General features: G+C 38.1%; 17 protein-coding genes. 12 read left to right on the forward strand and 5 right to left on the reverse strand.

Annotated features, from left to right (window positions below; all coding sequences use genetic code 11):
- Positions 1–20: 20 nt before the first annotated feature.
- Both MKX72_RS04315 and MKX72_RS04320 read right to left on the reverse strand, forming a co-directional pair.
- Positions 21–221, reverse strand: a complete 201-nt coding sequence (locus MKX72_RS04315) for a YolD-like family protein (protein WP_074893948.1) — start codon at positions 219–221, stop codon at positions 21–23.
- A gap of 229 nt (positions 222–450) precedes the next feature.
- A complete protein-coding gene (locus MKX72_RS04320; protein WP_047751599.1) occupies positions 451–924 on the reverse strand; it encodes a GNAT family N-acetyltransferase in 474 nt (157 codons plus the stop codon).
- A gap of 147 nt (positions 925–1,071) precedes the next feature.
- On the opposite strand from MKX72_RS04320, the gene pdxR reads away from it, so the two are divergent.
- The 10 genes from pdxR (at position 1,072) to MKX72_RS04370 (ending at position 11,238) form a co-directional block, all read left to right on the forward strand.
- On the forward strand, positions 1,072–2,433 hold the full coding sequence (gene pdxR / locus MKX72_RS04325) for a MocR-like pyridoxine biosynthesis transcription factor PdxR (protein WP_235918782.1): 1,362 nt from the start codon (positions 1,072–1,074) through the stop codon (positions 2,431–2,433).
- 134 nt (positions 2,434–2,567) lie between these two features.
- A complete protein-coding gene (gene mmuM / locus MKX72_RS04330; RefSeq protein WP_034269574.1) occupies positions 2,568–3,503 on the forward strand; it encodes a homocysteine S-methyltransferase in 936 nt (311 codons plus the stop codon).
- A gap of 338 nt (positions 3,504–3,841) precedes the next feature.
- Complete coding sequence (locus tag MKX72_RS04335) at positions 3,842–4,474, forward strand: fumarylacetoacetate hydrolase family protein (protein ID WP_033578134.1); 633 nt, start codon at positions 3,842–3,844, stop codon at positions 4,472–4,474.
- 142 nt (positions 4,475–4,616) lie between these two features.
- Entirely contained in the window at positions 4,617–4,751 is a 135-nt protein-coding gene (locus tag MKX72_RS04340) for a hypothetical protein (protein WP_257041451.1), read from the forward strand.
- Between the two features lie 166 nt (positions 4,752–4,917).
- On the forward strand, positions 4,918–5,379 hold the full coding sequence (locus MKX72_RS04345) for a CBO0543 family protein (protein WP_033578135.1): 462 nt from the start codon (positions 4,918–4,920) through the stop codon (positions 5,377–5,379).
- A gap of 228 nt (positions 5,380–5,607) precedes the next feature.
- Positions 5,608–6,171 (forward strand): ImmA/IrrE family metallo-endopeptidase, encoded by a 564-nt coding sequence (locus MKX72_RS04350; protein WP_028412123.1) that lies wholly within the window; start codon positions 5,608–5,610, stop codon positions 6,169–6,171.
- A gap of 327 nt (positions 6,172–6,498) precedes the next feature.
- Positions 6,499–7,803: a CitMHS family transporter gene (locus MKX72_RS04355; protein WP_028412124.1), complete on the forward strand. Its 1,305-nt coding sequence runs from the start codon at positions 6,499–6,501 to the stop codon at positions 7,801–7,803.
- Between the two features lie 153 nt (positions 7,804–7,956).
- Positions 7,957–9,546, forward strand: a complete 1,590-nt coding sequence (locus MKX72_RS04360; protein ID WP_028412125.1) for an ATP-binding protein — start codon at positions 7,957–7,959, stop codon at positions 9,544–9,546.
- A gap of 27 nt (positions 9,547–9,573) precedes the next feature.
- Positions 9,574–10,245 carry a response regulator gene (locus MKX72_RS04365; RefSeq protein ID WP_028412126.1) on the forward strand — a complete coding sequence of 224 codons (672 nt, stop codon included), beginning with the start codon at positions 9,574–9,576 and terminating at the stop codon, positions 10,243–10,245.
- Between the two features lie 24 nt (positions 10,246–10,269).
- Complete coding sequence (locus MKX72_RS04370) at positions 10,270–11,238, forward strand: tripartite tricarboxylate transporter substrate binding protein (protein ID WP_028412127.1); 969 nt, start codon at positions 10,270–10,272, stop codon at positions 11,236–11,238.
- A gap of 204 nt (positions 11,239–11,442) precedes the next feature.
- Here MKX72_RS04370 and MKX72_RS04375 read toward each other — a convergent pair whose 3' ends face one another.
- Entirely contained in the window at positions 11,443–12,315 is an 873-nt protein-coding gene (locus tag MKX72_RS04375) for a LysR family transcriptional regulator (protein ID WP_028412128.1), read from the reverse strand.
- Positions 12,316–12,455: 140 nt separating this feature from the next.
- Between MKX72_RS04375 and MKX72_RS04380 the strand changes: the two genes are divergently transcribed.
- Positions 12,456–13,574 carry an AbrB family transcriptional regulator gene (locus MKX72_RS04380; protein ID WP_028412129.1) on the forward strand — a complete coding sequence of 373 codons (1,119 nt, stop codon included), beginning with the start codon at positions 12,456–12,458 and terminating at the stop codon, positions 13,572–13,574.
- Positions 13,575–13,639: 65 nt separating this feature from the next.
- On the forward strand, positions 13,640–14,413 hold the full coding sequence (locus MKX72_RS04385) for a class I SAM-dependent methyltransferase (RefSeq protein ID WP_155008505.1): 774 nt from the start codon (positions 13,640–13,642) through the stop codon (positions 14,411–14,413).
- Positions 14,414–14,451: 38 nt separating this feature from the next.
- Here MKX72_RS04385 and MKX72_RS04390 read toward each other — a convergent pair whose 3' ends face one another.
- Both MKX72_RS04390 and MKX72_RS04395 read right to left on the reverse strand, forming a co-directional pair.
- Positions 14,452–15,297 (reverse strand): ABC transporter permease, encoded by an 846-nt coding sequence (locus MKX72_RS04390; RefSeq protein WP_013081885.1) that lies wholly within the window; start codon positions 15,295–15,297, stop codon positions 14,452–14,454.
- Positions 15,290–16,495 (reverse strand): quaternary amine ABC transporter ATP-binding protein, encoded by a 1,206-nt coding sequence (locus MKX72_RS04395; protein ID WP_013081886.1) that lies wholly within the window; start codon positions 16,493–16,495, stop codon positions 15,290–15,292. Before MKX72_RS04395 ends, MKX72_RS04390 begins: the two co-directional genes overlap by 8 nt.
- Positions 16,496–16,509 lie beyond the last annotated feature (14 nt).

The following is a 16,509-nucleotide window of genomic DNA, read 5'->3' on the forward strand; positions in this document are numbered from 1 at the left end:
TTTTTACTGTAAACTATTCATCAATAAATTTCTTTAATTCCCGATAAGCGAATAGAGAAAGTATTTTGCTGTTCATCTTTTAATGAAAGCGTTTGGTCTGTTAAATCTAGGCGCTGTACTTTTCCTTTAAACGTTTGAAGCAAACCGTTTTTATAATAGTTAATTGTAACGGCCCCGTTTTTTCTTAATGCTTTTAAAATCATTTTCAAAACTCCTTCCATATTTAAAATGTGTATGATTAACGAGCTGTAACATTCATTTTCATTTGCATATTTTTATTATACACAAAAATAGAAAGCGTTTTCACTAAAAGTTTGAACACTTTGTGAAAACTTTAACAGAGAATGTGACAAATACATACAGAAACTGATTTATTTGTCGTATTCATCATAAAACACATTTATGAAAGGAGTGTTAAGAACGTGTTAAAACTTTATGGATGGAAAAATATTATAAGATGTCGTTTGAAATGTCGTAGTGAATCCATTCACCGTTCGTTACATTTCCTCCCATTTTTCTGTAAAGCGTTTGAGCTCTTGTATTATCATAAGCCGTTTCCCAAGACATGGCTGCATACTGATGTTCTTTTGTATACTGGTGACTAATCGAAAATAACTTTTCCCCAATTTTTTGACCTCTTGCTTTTTCAGTAACGTACAAGTCATTTAAAATCGCTACAGGCTTTACACGCGTGGTGCTAAATGTAAAATAAAGCGTTGAAAAACCTACTGCCTCGTCATTTTGAGTCGCGATAAACTGGACGCCAGTATCGGGACGTTGAAACAAGTGATCAATTAAATTTCTCAGCTGTTTTTTGGCAGGCTGAGGGCGCTTGTAAAAATCAACAATGTATTCGTTCATTAATGAAATAAGTGCTTCCATGTCAGCAGCATTAGCTTGACGAATTGTAATAGTAGTAGTCATTAAATCTTCTCCTTTTTAATTAGATGATCTACACTTATAGTAAAAGAAATGTATCCCCTCTAAAAGAGCCAGATTTAAAAAATAAGATAGGGACAGATGAAAGGAGCTAGCGTGAAGTTCACACCTTTATTAAACCGAAGGAATGATATGACTTTATATCACCAGCTATATGAATATATAAAAAAAGAAATTGTATCCGGCAGGGTGAAAGTAAATGACAAACTGCCTTCTATCCGGTCTCTTGCTGATTACTTAAACGTAAGTCGAAATACTGTAGATATGGCCTATCAGCAGCTTTTAGCTGAAGGATATGTAGAAAGCAAGCCCAAAAGTGGACTGTACGTAACGAATACACAGTTTGATTTACTGCAAACAGATAGAAAGCCGACTGTATTTTTACAACCTCACTCAGAAACAAAGTCGTGTACCTATGATTTTCGGTATGGAAAAGTTGATAGCCGTTTGTTTCCCTTGAATGAGTGGAAAAAACGATACAATGAAAGTCTTCAAACTTATAAAGAAGCGCTGTTCACGTACCAAGAAACTCAAGGAGAAGAATCACTGCGAGAAGAAATTGCGACGTACCTTTATCAGTCAAGAGGAGTGGTTTGTTCGAAACATCAAATTATTATCGGAACAGGTACTCAGCAATCGCTCAGTTTGCTAGCGCAGATGTTAAAGCCAAGCATCAGAGATATTGCCTTTGAAAATCCTTGCTATGACGGGGCTAGCTTTGTATTTAAACAGCATGGATTCTCCTTAAAACCTGTGTCACTTAATAACAGAGGCATAAACATCCAAGAGCTTTATGATAGCCAAGCACGCGCTGTTTATGTCACACCATCTCATCAGTTTCCATACGGAATGATCATGCCTGTTTCAAGAAGAATAGAGCTTCTTACATGGGCGAATGACTGCAATGGATTTGTTATTGAAGATGATTATGACGGAGAATTTCGTTATAAAGGAAGTCCCATTCCTTCATTGCAAAGCTTGGATACTAAAGGGCGCGTCATTTATACAGGGACATTTTCAAAATCTTTTATGCCTTCTTTAAGAATCAGCTACCTTGTATTACCGGAAGTGCTTCTAAAGGAATATCATGAACGCTTCTCTTTATACGAGCAAGCTGTTCCAGCCCTTCATCAGTGGACGCTCGGACTGATGATGAAAAACGGAGAGTGGAGTAAGCATTTAAGAAGAGTGAGAACTGCTTATCAACTCAAACACGGTACTCTTTTAGCAGCTTTACAGAAGGAGTTTAACAAAAACATCACGGTGTCAGGAGAATATGCAGGTTTGCATATCCTTGTCCGCGTGCACAACGATATGAACGAACAGCAGTTAATTAACGCAGCTCAAAAGCAAGATGTCTCTGTCTACGGCACTTCTCGTTATTGGCTTACGGAATCACCTCAACAAAAGACTCATCTATTATTAGGTTTTGGAAGTTTGGAGAGAGAAGAAATAGAAGAAGGAATAAGGAGGTTGAAAAATGCTTGGTTATAAGCCTCTCCTCATTTCTTCGATTTCTTGACAAAAGCTGCCTAGTCCTTTAGACTTTTTTGCATATATTTTAAATTATCTGAAAGGAGGATAGGGTAATCGAAGCTAACTGCTAGTGGACAACCCTAGATCAAACAATGAATCCTATCCAACAAATTTTACATACATTTCCTGTGATTGTACTAGATGGTGCAATGGCAACTGAACTGGAGAGATATGGCTGTGATTTGAACGACAGCTTATGGTCTGCAAAAGTGCTTATGGAGCAGCCGGAATTGATTAAGAGAGTGCATCAAGATTACTTTGCAGCAGGAGCTGACTGTGCAATTACTGCAAGCTATCAAAGCACGTTTGAAGGTTTTGCAAAACGTGGTTTAAGTGAAGCAGAGGCGCGCGAGTTAATTCAAGCATCTGTAAAAATTGCGGCTGAAGCAAGAGATGAATTTTGGCAGCAAGAAGAGAATTGTCTTAATCGCCCAAAACCAATTGTCGCCGCTTCGGTAGGTCCTTACGGAGCATTTTTAGCAAACGGATCGGAATATACTGGACAGTATGACGTAACAGAAGAAGAGTTAATGGAATTTCATCGTCCTCGTATGAAAGCATTAATTGAAGCAGGAGCAGATGTGTTAGCTTGTGAAACCATTCCTAATCTAATGGAAGCAAGAGCCATTGCGAGGCTGCTAGAAGAATTTGAAGGAGCGTACGCATGGATTACGTTCAGCGCAAAAGATGACCTGCACATTAGCAGCGGAACATTAATCTTGGAGTGTGCACGCTATCTGGATTCCTATAAGCAAGTAGCAGCTATTGGAGTTAACTGTACGCCGCCTCAATATATTTCTTCACTTATTAAAGAAATTAAATCTCAAACGGATAAGCCAGTCATTGTGTATCCAAATTCAGGAGAGCATTATGATGCTGAATCTAAAACATGGAACGGGACATCTGCAGGCGAAACGTATGGCTGCAGCGCTCACAGCTGGTATGAAGCAGGTGCTCAGTTAATCGGAGGGTGCTGTCGCACAACTCCAGATGATATCAAAGGCATCACAAAATGGGCTAGAAAATAACGGATTGAAAAAAAGAGAATGTGAGAAAAGCTGTTTCGCTAACCTTAAACACGAACGATCTATCAAAAATAGATAGTTCGTGTTTTTTTATGGTCATGGTGAACGTAGGTTTCGTGTGCGCAGTTCCTTCTAGCTGTTGGCTGGAGGGCAAGGCGAAGACTCTCGCGGAAAGCGGAGCCTTGCACGGAAATCCACAGAGGTGTCATAAGCAGTCCAGCTCATTTATTCCCTTTTTCCATCTTTAGATTGAATTCATTTTGTTATGTCTCAATTTCTTTTTTCTTGTAAAATAAAAGAATACAAGTTGAGAAATTTTTATTTGAACGAAAGAAGGGATGATGAAAGTGAAAGATATTAAAAATATTTATTGTGTGGGCCGAAACTACGCACTGCATGCAAAAGAATTACATAATGATATTCCAACATCACCTTTTTTATTTTCCAAACCTACTCACGCTCTTGTTGAAGCAGCTGGACAATCAATCACTCTTCCTCGCGACCAAGGAGAGGTGCACTTTGAAACCGAACTGATTCTTCATATTGGACAACTTTACAAAGAAGGCATAACAGTGGATGAACTTGTTGACGAGATGACGATTGGATTAGATTTGACGCTTCGGGATGTGCAGAGCGAATTAAAACAAAAAAAGCACCCTTGGCTGCTTGCAAAAGGATTCAAACATTCAGCGGTCGTGGGAAACTTTATTCCGTTTGAAGGAGTAGAAGCATCTAAGCAGAAAGACTTTTCGTTAGTGAAAAACAATGAACGCGTTCAGCTGGGAAATATCAAAGATTTGATTTTTGACTTACAAACGATTATTGATTTTACAGGAAAACATTTTGGTCTTGATAAAGGAGATCTTATTTTTACAGGTACACCTGAAGGAGTAGGTCCGCTTTCACATCAGGATCATCTTTCACTTAAATGGGGGCAGCAAGAGCTTGGTTCTTGCATCGTTTCCCTTCGTTAACAAAAAGAGCTTGAAACAAAAGTAGTTTAGTTGAAGGAAGATCCGAACGGTGAATCGAGATTCTTGATAGAGAATCCAACTCGTTCGGATTTTTTATTGTGATGGTGAATGTAGGATTCACGTATTTCGTTGTTTCTAGAGGTTGATTGGAGGGCGAGACGAAGACTCCTGCGGGAAAAGCGGAACAGGTGAGACCCCGCAGGAGCGGAAGCGACGAGGAGGCTCACCGGCCGCCCGCGGAAAGCGAAGTCTTGCACGGAAATCAACACAGGTGTAACAGGCGGTTCACCTTATTTATCTCATTTGTTCGTATTTAGATTGGCTTGACTTCGTTATGTCTCCATCTTTTTTTTTATGAAGTCTTAATTTTTTAGCCTTCAGAATGAATTTAATATCCAATGGGAAAGCTGTTTCTATCTCCTTTAGAAAACGAGGTCCTCAGCATGGTGCTCTTAATCTTTACAACGGTGATTTCTATTTTGAGTGTACTAGTCATGCCAAAACGTATCAGCTGGATAGAAATGTACACAACTTCTTTGTTTGTTATGTTTTTAGGATCGGTAGCAGATATATATCTTGATGTTAAATATAATCTTTATGGCTTTTTTAAAACAGGAGTAGATTTTGAATATCTTTTAGTCTTTATTTTTATTTATCCTGCGACGAATAGTGTATTTTTAAATTTTTATCCTGGGAGCAAGAGCTTGGCTAAAAAAGCTTTATACATTACAGTGTGGGTAATTCTTACAACACTGTTTGAATACATTTCTGCCCAAACAGAAGTGTTTTATTATAACGAATGGAAGACGCTATACTCGTTTTTTTGCTATCCTTTTCTTTATATAGCAATGGCTTTAAATTTAAAAATGATACGCAGGCTCCAGGTTATCGATAAGCAAAAATAGAAATAAAAAAAAGTAATGATAAATCATAAAAAAATGATATTTTATTAATGGCTACATATGTAATATAGTAAAAATAGAAAATAAACGAGGCAGCATATAAGCAGGGTTAAAAAACATCAAAACGGGAATCTTGACATTAACTTCATGTTTTTAACCATGTATTGTGAATGAATATACTTAATGCTAAATAATATGTTGTAGAAGGAATTTAGTAAAGGAGGCAAGAAGATGTTTAAGCGTAGTGAAAAAATCCAAATTCATGGCGTAACGTTTCATGGAGTCATGAGTGCGAAGCAAAAAGCGGCCCTGCACGAAATTGCTAATGTAACAGACGAAAAAGACTGGGATGGGCTAAAAGGTGTGTACTGCTTAGGCAGTGTAAAGGTGCAAGGAAAAGATGTGTTAGGTGTGTACTATGGCCAATTTAATGATAACCTTCCAAAGGAGAAGCGCAAACTTCAGTTTGAAATTGACTATATTAAATATACAGTAACGGAATGTCCCATTGTCTTTATCGATACAACAAAAAACAAAAAGCCTCATCAATTTGCTTTTATCATTCTGCATGAATTAGGCCATCATGTGGATCGTATGACAAATGGAACGCTTTTAAAAGAAGGAAATAGAACGCAAGAAATGTTTGCTAATACGTATGCCTTAGAAAAATATTCAAAAATAGAAAAGTTCCAAACAAAGAAGTTAAAAAAGATTCCATTTTTAGAGGAATCTCTTACTCAGTGGAATAAAACTCCTCATCCTGGAGCGTATTCTCTTAGAGTTCAAATTGAATAATTCACGAGAATAGTTCCTCTCTCTCCGTTTTTTATTTTCCTACCTTTTTCCTCTTCCTGTCTTTTATCCTCCCAATGAACAAAAAGGATTTAATTACCCATAAAGTTTTAAAAGTTTTTATAGTACGAATTATTTACACTATACCCTCCTGTAAATTATGATTATTTTAAGAAAAAACAGAAAATTTTAAAGTTTTAAGGTACAACTTAATAGTGAACAAGCGATGTTGTAATCGTATAGACGAACTGGCATACATATGCGAGTCATACATACAAACGAATCGCTTCCACTGTTATGAAAGCGGATTCAAAAATAGGAGGGGTAATAATGTTAGCTATTCTTGGGTTTTTGATGGTTTGTACATTTATGTTTCTGATTATGACAAAACGATTAACGCCGCTTATTGCTTTAATGGTTATTCCAGTATTGTTTGCAATCATAGGGGGATTCACAAGCGGTATTGGAGAAATGGCTTTAAATGGTGTAAAAGAATTAGCACCTACAGGCGTTATGTTAATGTTTGCTATTTTATATTTTGGGATTATGATTGATGCTGGTTTGTTTGATCCAGTTGTAGGAAGAATTTTGAAAATCGTAAAAGGTGATCCACTAAAAATCACAATTGGTACAGCTATTTTAGTTCTTATTATCTCATTAGACGGAGACGGAACAACAACATATATGATTACGCTTTCAGCGATGCTTCCGCTTTATAAAAAGCTAAACATGAAGCCAATGATTTTAGCCTGTATCGCCATTATGGGTAGTGGAGTTATGAACTTAACACCTTGGGGTGGACCTACTGCTCGTGTGATGAGTGCATTGAAGTTAGATGCTTCACAGGTGTTTACACCACTGATTCCAGCCATGATTGGCGGAGCTGTTTGGTTGTTATTCACGGCTTACTATTTCGGGAAAAAAGAGCGCCAGCGCTTAGGTGTTATTGATATTCAAGACGTTACAAATGCTCAAGTAGCTTTTGCAGAAGCAGCAGCCGCTGAAGGAATCGAGTACAAGCGTCCGAAGCTTTTATGGGTAAACTTTGCTTTAACAGCTCTATTATTAGTAGGACTTATCACAGCAGTTATGCCGCTTCAAATTCTATTTATGATTGGATTTGCAATCGCTATCATGATTAACTATCCAAATTTAGAAGTTCAAAAAGAGCGTATTACTGCACATGCTGGTAATGTACTTGCTGTTGTGTCTCTTGTATTCGCAGCAGGCGTATTCACGGGTATTTTATCAGGTACCAAAATGGTAGATGCAATGGGTAATAGCTTAGTAGGATTAATTCCAGATGCGTTAGGGCCTTACATGTCTGTGATTACTGCCATCACAAGTATGCCATTTACATTCTTTATGTCAAATGATGCTTACTACTATGGGATTTTACCAATTATTGCTCAAGCAGCTTCAGCATACGGTATTGATGCTGCAGAAATTGGCCGTGCTTCATTGATTGGTCAACCTGTTCACTTACTAAGTCCTTTAGTTGCTTCTACGTATCTATTGGTCGGTATGGCAAAAGTCGAGCTTGGTGAATTTCAGCGCTTTACTTTAAAGTGGACGATTGGAACAGCTATGGTGATGCTTTTAGTAGCTATTATTACAGGAGTTATTACGCTGTAAAGATCAGGAAACTAAAAACTTATCAATTCCGCTTTTGGGATTGATAAGTTTTTTTGTCTAAAAAGCTTTTGGAATAAGGAGCGGATATACAAAAAATTTTGATAAAATAAAAGAAGAATAGAACTATAAGGTAAAGGCTAAAGGTGCGATGAAATGAAAAAATGGTTTCAAGTATCGCTGCAAACAAAAATCGTAGGTTTATCCGCAGCATTAATCATAACTGTTATTGTTCTTTTAGCGAGTATTTTCTCTTACATGCAGTTTGTAGAATCTAAAAGGCAAGCCGAGCAGCTGGCTCTTCAAGCAGCCAAATCAATATCATTTATGCCGGAAGTCAAAGCTGCTTTTCAAAAAAAACAGCCGAGTCGATATATTCAGCCGCTTGCCGAGCAAGTGAGGGAACAAATCGGAGCAGCAAGTATTGTGGTTCAAAACCGTGAGCAAATCATCTATTCTCATTCTAATCAAAAATGGATAGGAAAGAAAAACAAAGAGGCGGTTAACGATAGAGCACTATTATTCGGCGGATATTATACGCTGGACGGAGAGGGAACCACAGGTCCTGCTATTATGGGGAAAGCGCCTATTGTCATCAGTCACGGAAAGTATACGGAAGTCGTGGGAGTGGTGACGGTTGAGTTTTTAAAATCTCATGTTCATGCTCAGCTCATTACGCGTATTCAGCAAATTATCCTATTTTCACTAGCTGTTTTATTGCTTGGTATGATCGGGGGTATTTTTTTAGCTAAAAGTATTAAAAAAGATACTCTTGGTCTTGAACCCCATGAAATCGCTTCTTTGTACCGTGAACGAAATGCAATTTTACTTTCGATAAAAGAAGGAATTATTGCTATTGATCATCAAGGCTTTATTACGATGATGAATACATCAGCTAAAAATATGCTGGGGTTACAGACGGAATATTTACATCATCATATCATTGAAGTATTTCCTTATACGAATATGATTGAAGTGCTAGATACGGGAATAGCCCGAAGCGACCAAGAAATTTTTTTGAATGAAAAAACGTTTATCTTAAACTTAACACCCATTATTGAACATCAGCGAATTGTAGGAGTGGTCGCTAGTTTTCGTGATAAAACAGAATTAAAAAGCTTAATCAATACGATTTCAGAAGTACGAAAGTATTCAGAGGATTTACGAGCTCAAACGCATGAGTTTACGAATAAGCTGTATGTTTTGTCGGGTTTGCTGCAGTTAGGGCAGTACAAAGATGCATTGGAGTTTATTCAAAAAGAATCAGCCGTACACCAAACGCAAAATCGTATTCTATTTGATCAGATATTAGATTCCAAAGTTCAAGCAATATTGCTTGGGAAGATTGGAAAAGCATCTGAAAAGAAAATTCATTTTTCGGTTGATTCGGAGAGTACACTCGATACGCTCCCAGAACATATTGAAATTTCTCATCTCATTATCATTATTGGGAACTTAATTGATAATGCATTTGAAGCCGTGAGTCAGCGGTCTAAAAAAGAAGTGTCGTTTTTTATTACCGATATTGGTCATGATTTAATTATTGAAGTGATGGATAACGGACCCGGTATATCAGAAGAAGTACTAAATCAAATTTTCACAAAAGGGTTTTCAACCAAAGGTACAGACAGAGGATACGGACTGGCAAATATAAAGAAAATGGTAGATGAACTTGGAGGATCTATTGAAGTGTATAATCAGCCAGAAGGAGGAGCCATTTTTTCAGTTTACCTTCCAAAAAACTGAATCATGAGAAGTAAGGGGAGAGTCGAAATGTTACGAGTCGCAATTGCAGAAGACGATTTTCGAATTGCTCAAGTTCAAGAGCGATTTTTATTAGAAGTAGATGGTGTAGAAGTCGTAGGCAAAGCGTTGAATGCAAAAGAGACGCTTGAAATGCTAAAGGAGAAGAAAGTTGATTTACTTCTTTTAGACATCTATATGCCAGATGAAATGGGAACAGATTTACTCCCAAAAATCAGAGCCCAGTTTCCACAAGTTGACGTTATCGTGGTAACGGCTGCAACAGAAAAAAACATTGTAGAAATCTGTTTGAGAAACGGCGTCGTTAATTATTTGATTAAGCCGGTTATGATGGAATCCTTCATTAATGCTATTAAACAGTATCAAGAGAAAAAGGAACTGTTTAGTACGCATGAAGAAGTTGATCAATCATTTATTGATGCGTACTTTGGACATGTCAGAACAAAGCCAAAAGCGGATAAATCTCTTCCTTCAGGTATTGATGGTATCACATTACAAAAGTCAAAAGACATTTTAAAAAGCATCAAAGGAATTACGATCGAAGAGATGGGGCAACACATGGGAGTATCTAGAACGACAGCTAGACGATATTTAGAGTATCTAGTATCAACCGGTGAATGTCACGTTGAATATGATTATGGGATTATTGGAAGACCGGAGCGCAAGTACTATTTAGCGTAGCATTAGCCTTGAAGGATGGTATATATGATCAAAAAGCTCATGATAGTGTTTATAAGTGCATTGCTTGTTAGCTGTTCTACTCCCTCTAAAAAAGACCGCATTAGTATGGAAAAAATTGAAATTGTGGCAGCCGGTGCAAAAGGCGGAGGAGCAGATGCAACAGTAAGAGCCATTCAACAAGTGCTAACGGAAAAGAAGATTGTGAAGGTACCCGTTTCTGTTAGTAATAAAATAGGTGGGCAAGGTGAAGAAGGATGGAAATATATTAAACAGAGAAAAGAAGGAAATATTGTTTCCGGGAATTCCAGTTTGCTGATTACAAATAATTTGCTAGGGCAAAGTCAATTAACCTATAAAGACTTTACTCCGCTCGCTATTTTAACATCTGAATGGGAGGTCATCGTAGTTCCTGTTAACTCTCCTATATACAATTTAAAACAGCTCATACGCACGTTAAATCAAAGTGAATCCAGTATGAAAGTGGGAATATCACCTCGATTAGGAAACGACGATCATTTATCGTTCATGCAGCTAAATAAAAAAGCAGGCGTAGACTCTTCCAAGCTTGAGTTTTTCGTTTATAACAGCAGTCATAAAGTAATTGATGCGCTCGTTCATCATCAGCTAGATGTAGCACCCATGTCATTATCAGAAGTAAAAAAGCAGTATGAACAAGGGCAGGTAAGGATACTCGCCGTTTCTTCTCCTAAAAGGCTAGAAGAGCTAAAAGAGATACCGACGTGGAAAGAAGCGGGAATTGACGTAACGTTTAGCCATTGGAGAGGTCTAATGGGACCGCCTAATATGACCAAAGAACAGGTAGCATATTGGAATAAGGCCGTGTATGAAATGGTTCATACAAAAGAATGGGAACAGCTTCTTAAAGATAATGATTTAACCTCTTTTTATAAAAATAGCAGCGGTGCTAAAGTCTTTCTTGAGCAGCAAAGCAAGCTGTATTCTGACTTAATGGGCGGAGCAAATGATGAATAAATACAATAGAAAAAGGTTGGGACAAAAGGATTTTAGATGGAGTGAAAAACGAACCATTGATTAAAGTTTTTAATTCTTGGTTCGTTTTTTTGTTGTGGTAAGTGTAGTTTCATCTGTTTCGTTCCTTCTAGCAGTTCCGCTCATATATCCCATTTGTTCGTCTTTAGAATTAGATTCATTTCGGTATGTCTCAACCTTTTTCTGTCAGTGTACATCTTTTAAATCCAAGTTTTGAATGAACTCAATAAAAGCTTTTACAATGTTAATTTTTAAGGAGTCCTCATGATAAAACATCCATGTGCTGCGCGTTAAAGGTACTTGATCTTTAGTTTTTAACGTGTATCTGTAAATCTCTGCAGCATCGTCAAGCAGCATACTCGGCAAAATCGCATAGCCCAGTCCGTTTACAACCATCTTTTTACATGTTTCTGCTTTATCTACTTCAATGCTGACAAGGGGAGGCTGAGAGTAATTTTCAGCCCACCAGTTATCAACGGATGTTTTTAAAAAACGATCTTGATGATAATCAATTCGAGGTAGATTGGGAAGATTGTTTATGTCGACAGGCTGTGCAGACGCAATGCAAATTGTTTCTTTAAAAAGCAGCTCTTTTTGATCTTGCCAGTTATAATCACCTTTTACAAACGCAATATGAACATCGTGCTTATAAAGCAGATGAGCCATGTCGCTGCTCCATCCGGTTGTGACTTTGAATTCAACATCAGGAAATCGCTCTTTAAATAAACGCAATAGCCCAGGGAGCTTGTAGTCAGTGAAAAAGTTAGACACGCCTAGACGTAAAGTCCCGGTTAATTGATCATCCATGTTTAACACATTTTCTTTTATTTTTTGAACCGTAAGCAGCATTTCTTCTGCGCACTTCACTAAATATTCTCCCTGCGGTGTAAACTGAACTCCGCGGCGCCCTCTATTTACAATCTGAACATGAAATTCCTTCTCCATCTGCTGCAGTCTATGCGTAAGCGCAGGCTGAGATATAAATAGCTCCTTGGCTGCTTTTGTAATGTTTTTCTCACGGTACAATACTTGTAGAATAAGCCAATCTCGATCGTCCATACTACCCCTCCAGGAATAAAAAAAATGAATGGTTTATAATAAAATTTCGATATTTTAATTATTTCTAAAATTATACTATAGTTAAGAAGAGAAATGTTCGGTGTAAGAAAGAAAAGCCTTGTAGAAGGAAGGAAGTAGGTATGAACGCAAGAGTTGTTTTTTTACAATCTATATTTTTTATTCTATTAACAAGCGTGGGAGGATTTCTTTTATCGTTAACAGGCTTATCCATTGGCTGGATGCTTGGGACTCTCATTTTAGCTGCTATTCTAGCTTTTCGAAAGCCGCGTTTTTTATCTCAAACAAGCAAAAAAGGCATTCCAAAATATTGGCTGTACGCTGGACAGTGCATTTTAGGGATTGAATTAGGTCAAAAGATTAACTTATCTGTGGTGACTACGTTTCAATCTCACTGGTCCACCATTACGATTATGCTTTTGCTGTCCGTTGTTTTTTCTCTTTTATCCGGTTATTTGCTATGGAAGTTCAGTTCCACAGACTTATTAACAAGCTTTTTCGGTACGACTCCGGGTGGAATGAGCGCCATGCCAGGCATGGCTGAAGAAGTAGGAGCCAATACGGCAGTTGTAAGCATCATTCAAACGATGCGCGTGTTTTTAGTTGTGCTTGCTGTTCCTTTATTTGTAGTCTATTGGGGAAGTAATACAGGACGGCATGCAGTGTCCGTTACCCCGAGTGTTTTTGAGTGGGGATCACTGTTGTGGACAGGCGTTTTAATTGTTACAGCAGTAGTCGGCTATTATATAGGGAAAAAACTAAAATTTCCTGCTCCTTGGTTAGTAGGAGGAATGCTTACTGTTGCAATTGTTCAAACAGCTGCTTCATCGTACGTGGGGTATAATCTTCAAGCATACTGGCCTCATTCTGTGATGATTTTATCGCAAATTTTTATTGCTTCAAGCATTGGTTCTCGCTTTCATAAGGAAATGTTCATTGGCGTAAAAAAAATTATGGTTGTGGCGCTTATTAATACAATTGGTTTAATCGCCGCCATGTTTGTATGTGCACTATTCGTTTCCAAAATAACTGGAATTGAGCTTATCACGTCTATTTTAGCGTTTGCTCCTGGAGGCATTGCAGAAATGGCGACTACATCCATTGTACTGCAGGCTGATTCGACGTTAGTAGTAGCGGTCCAAGTGCTTCGTATTTTAACAATTTGGCTGCTTCTGCCTCCGCTGTTTCGCATGTTTCATCAGTGGGGAGAAAGAAAAAGAATACATTCACACGTTTCATAATAAATATGTGAATGCACTAGGTAGAGTAAGAGAGAGTTTTAAAGAGGGAAATGGGGGGAGAATAGATGAGTAATAAAGAAATGGTGGTCAGTCAGTTCGGGGGGAATGCCGGAAAGTATGTCAAAAGTAAAGGTCATGCAAAAGGCAAAGATTTAGCGGTTTTAGCGGAAATTGCTGAAGAAAATAGAGGAGGAAAGCTGCTTGATGTAGCGACAGGAGGAGGACACGTGGCAAATAAGCTAGCACCTGTCTTTCAAGAAGTAACGGCTTTTGACTTAACTCCTCAAATGTTGCAAAGTGCTGAAGGCTTCATTAAAGAAAATGGTCATGAAAATGTATCGTTTGTTCAAGGAGATGCTGAGGATATGCCATTTCAAGATGACGAGTTTGATACGGTAACGTGCAGAATTGCACCGCACCATTTTCCTAATATTAAACAGTTCATCAAAGAGGTATACCGAGTGTTAAAGCCAGGAGGACAGTTCTTGCTCATTGATAATGTAGCACCGGAAGTGAATGCTTATGACGAGTTTTATAATCGAGCTGAAAAGACAAGAGATCCAAGCCATTATCGTGCTTATAAAAAAACAGAGTGGCTTTCTATGCTTGAAATGCAAGGATTCCGTACAGAAGTGCTGACAACTTTTCCAAAGCGCTTTTTATTTGATGACTGGTGTGCGATGATGAATGTTCCCCAAGAGACAAAGCGTGAGCTTACTCAATATATGCTGAATGTACCAAGCGGATTTAAACAGTTTTTCGAAATCAAAACGAATCAACAGGGAATTGAATCGTTTCAAGGAGAAGCAATCTTTGTAGCGTGCTACAAACATAAATAAAAAGAAGCCAACTCCGGTGAGTTGGCTTCTTTTTTTACTTATGCTCGTTGGTTTGAACGATTTCCAAAATATTGCGTAATACGGTCTAAAATAATTGCTAAAATAACGATTGAAATTCCAGCTTCAAAGCCCGTGCCGACTTCAAGTCGAGAAACTGCACGATATACTTCTGCACCAAGTCCCGGAGCACCCACAAGAGAGGCAATAACGACCATTGAAAGAGATAGCATGATGCTTTGGTTAATTCCTGCCATAATTGTTTTTGTAGCTAATGGAAGCTGTACTTTAAATAATTTTTGTTTTGTTGTTGAACCGTAGGCATTTGCTGCTTCTACTAAGTCAGCGGGTACTTCACGAATACCTAGGTTCGTTAAGCGAATCGTTGGAGGCATTGCAAAGATAACAGATGAGATAACACCTGGAACCACACCAATTCCAAAGAAGAAAAGTGCTGGAATCAAATACACAAATGCCGGCATCGTTTGCATAAAGTCTAAGATTGGCGTAATAATCCGAGCTGTCTTTTCGCTTTGAGATGCCCAAATGCCTAGCGGGATTCCTACTATAATTGAAATTAATACGCTTGTTAAAACGAGGGCTAGTGTGTCCATTGTTTCTTGCCAGTAGCCAAGATTAAGAATAAATAATAGACCAATCATCGATAAAATAGTAAATGACCATTTTTTACTTGAAAACCAAGCAATGATTCCGACAATTAAGATTAAAATTAATGCTGGTGGAAAGGTTAGCACTAGTACAATAAAACTTACAATACCATCGACAATAGCTGAAATAACATCAAAAAACCCTTTGATATTATCATTTAAAAACGTGACAAAATGGTCAATCCAATTGCCAACGGGAATTTTAGGAATACTATTCATTTACGTTCACCTCATTACTATCAGTACCGGCAAGTGCTTCAATCACTCGCTCTTTTTTAATGATGCCGCGCAGACGATGGTTTTCATCTACAACCGGTAGCGGGAAACGGCTGATAACCATTTTGTCGTACAAGTTTTCTAGTAGCGTATCTGTCGTAACAGTCGGAATATCCGTATCTAATACGTCTGCTGTCAGTTTATCTTGTTTAATGGCGCGGCTGATATCATCTGCCGTTACAACTCCTAGAAGAGTTTTTTTCTTGTCTACGACGTAGATGCTTGAATAACCAGCTTCTTGCATAATTTTAAGAGCCACGCGCGGACCACGGTCTACGGTAATGGATTCGGCACGATTCATCACGCTTTCAGCTGTGTATACTTTAGCTACATTAACGTCTTCGACAAAGCGCTCTACATAATCATTGGCAGGGTTTGTCATAATTTCTTCAGGTGTTCCTACTTGAACAACACTGCCGTCTTTCATTAAAACGATGCGATCTCCGATTCGAAGAGCTTCATCAAGATCATGGGTAATAAAAATGATTGTTCGCTCCATTTTTTCTTGAAGCTCCAGCAAAAAATCTTGCATGTCTTTACGAATAAGCGGATCTAGTGCACTGAATGCCTCATCCATTAATAAAATGTCAGGGTCATTGGCAAGTGCTCGAGCTAGTCCGACGCGCTGCTGCATACCGCCGCTCAGTTCACCGGGATATTGATTTTCGTATCCTTTTAAACCTACTAATTCAAGCGCTTCTTTTGCTTTCTTTTCGCGTTCGGCTTTTGGTGTACCTTGAACTTCTAATCCGTATTCTGTGTTATCAAGAACCGTACGGTGAGGGAATAAAGCAAAGTTTTGGAAAACCATGCTCATTTTTTTTCGGCGCATGTCGCGAAGTTCCTCTTTGTTCATTTTTACTACATCGTCACCGTCTAAAATAAGAGATCCAGATGTTGGTTCAACAAGGCGGTTAAACATGCGAACTAAAGTGGATTTACCGCTTCCAGACAGGCCCATAATGACGAAGATTTCACCGGATTTGATTTCGAAGTTTGCTTGATTAACTCCAATTGTCATTCCTGTTTCTTCTAGAATTTCTTTTTTTGTTTTTCCTTTTTGAAGTAAATCAATCGCTTTTGACGGATTCTTACCAAACACTTTGGTTATATTTTGTACTTTTAATTTTACGTGTTCCATATGTCCACCTCAAT

This window comes from Priestia sp. FSL R5-0597, assembly GCF_038006305.1.
Taxonomy (GTDB): Bacteria; Bacillota; Bacilli; order Bacillales; family Bacillaceae_H; genus Priestia; species Priestia zanthoxyli.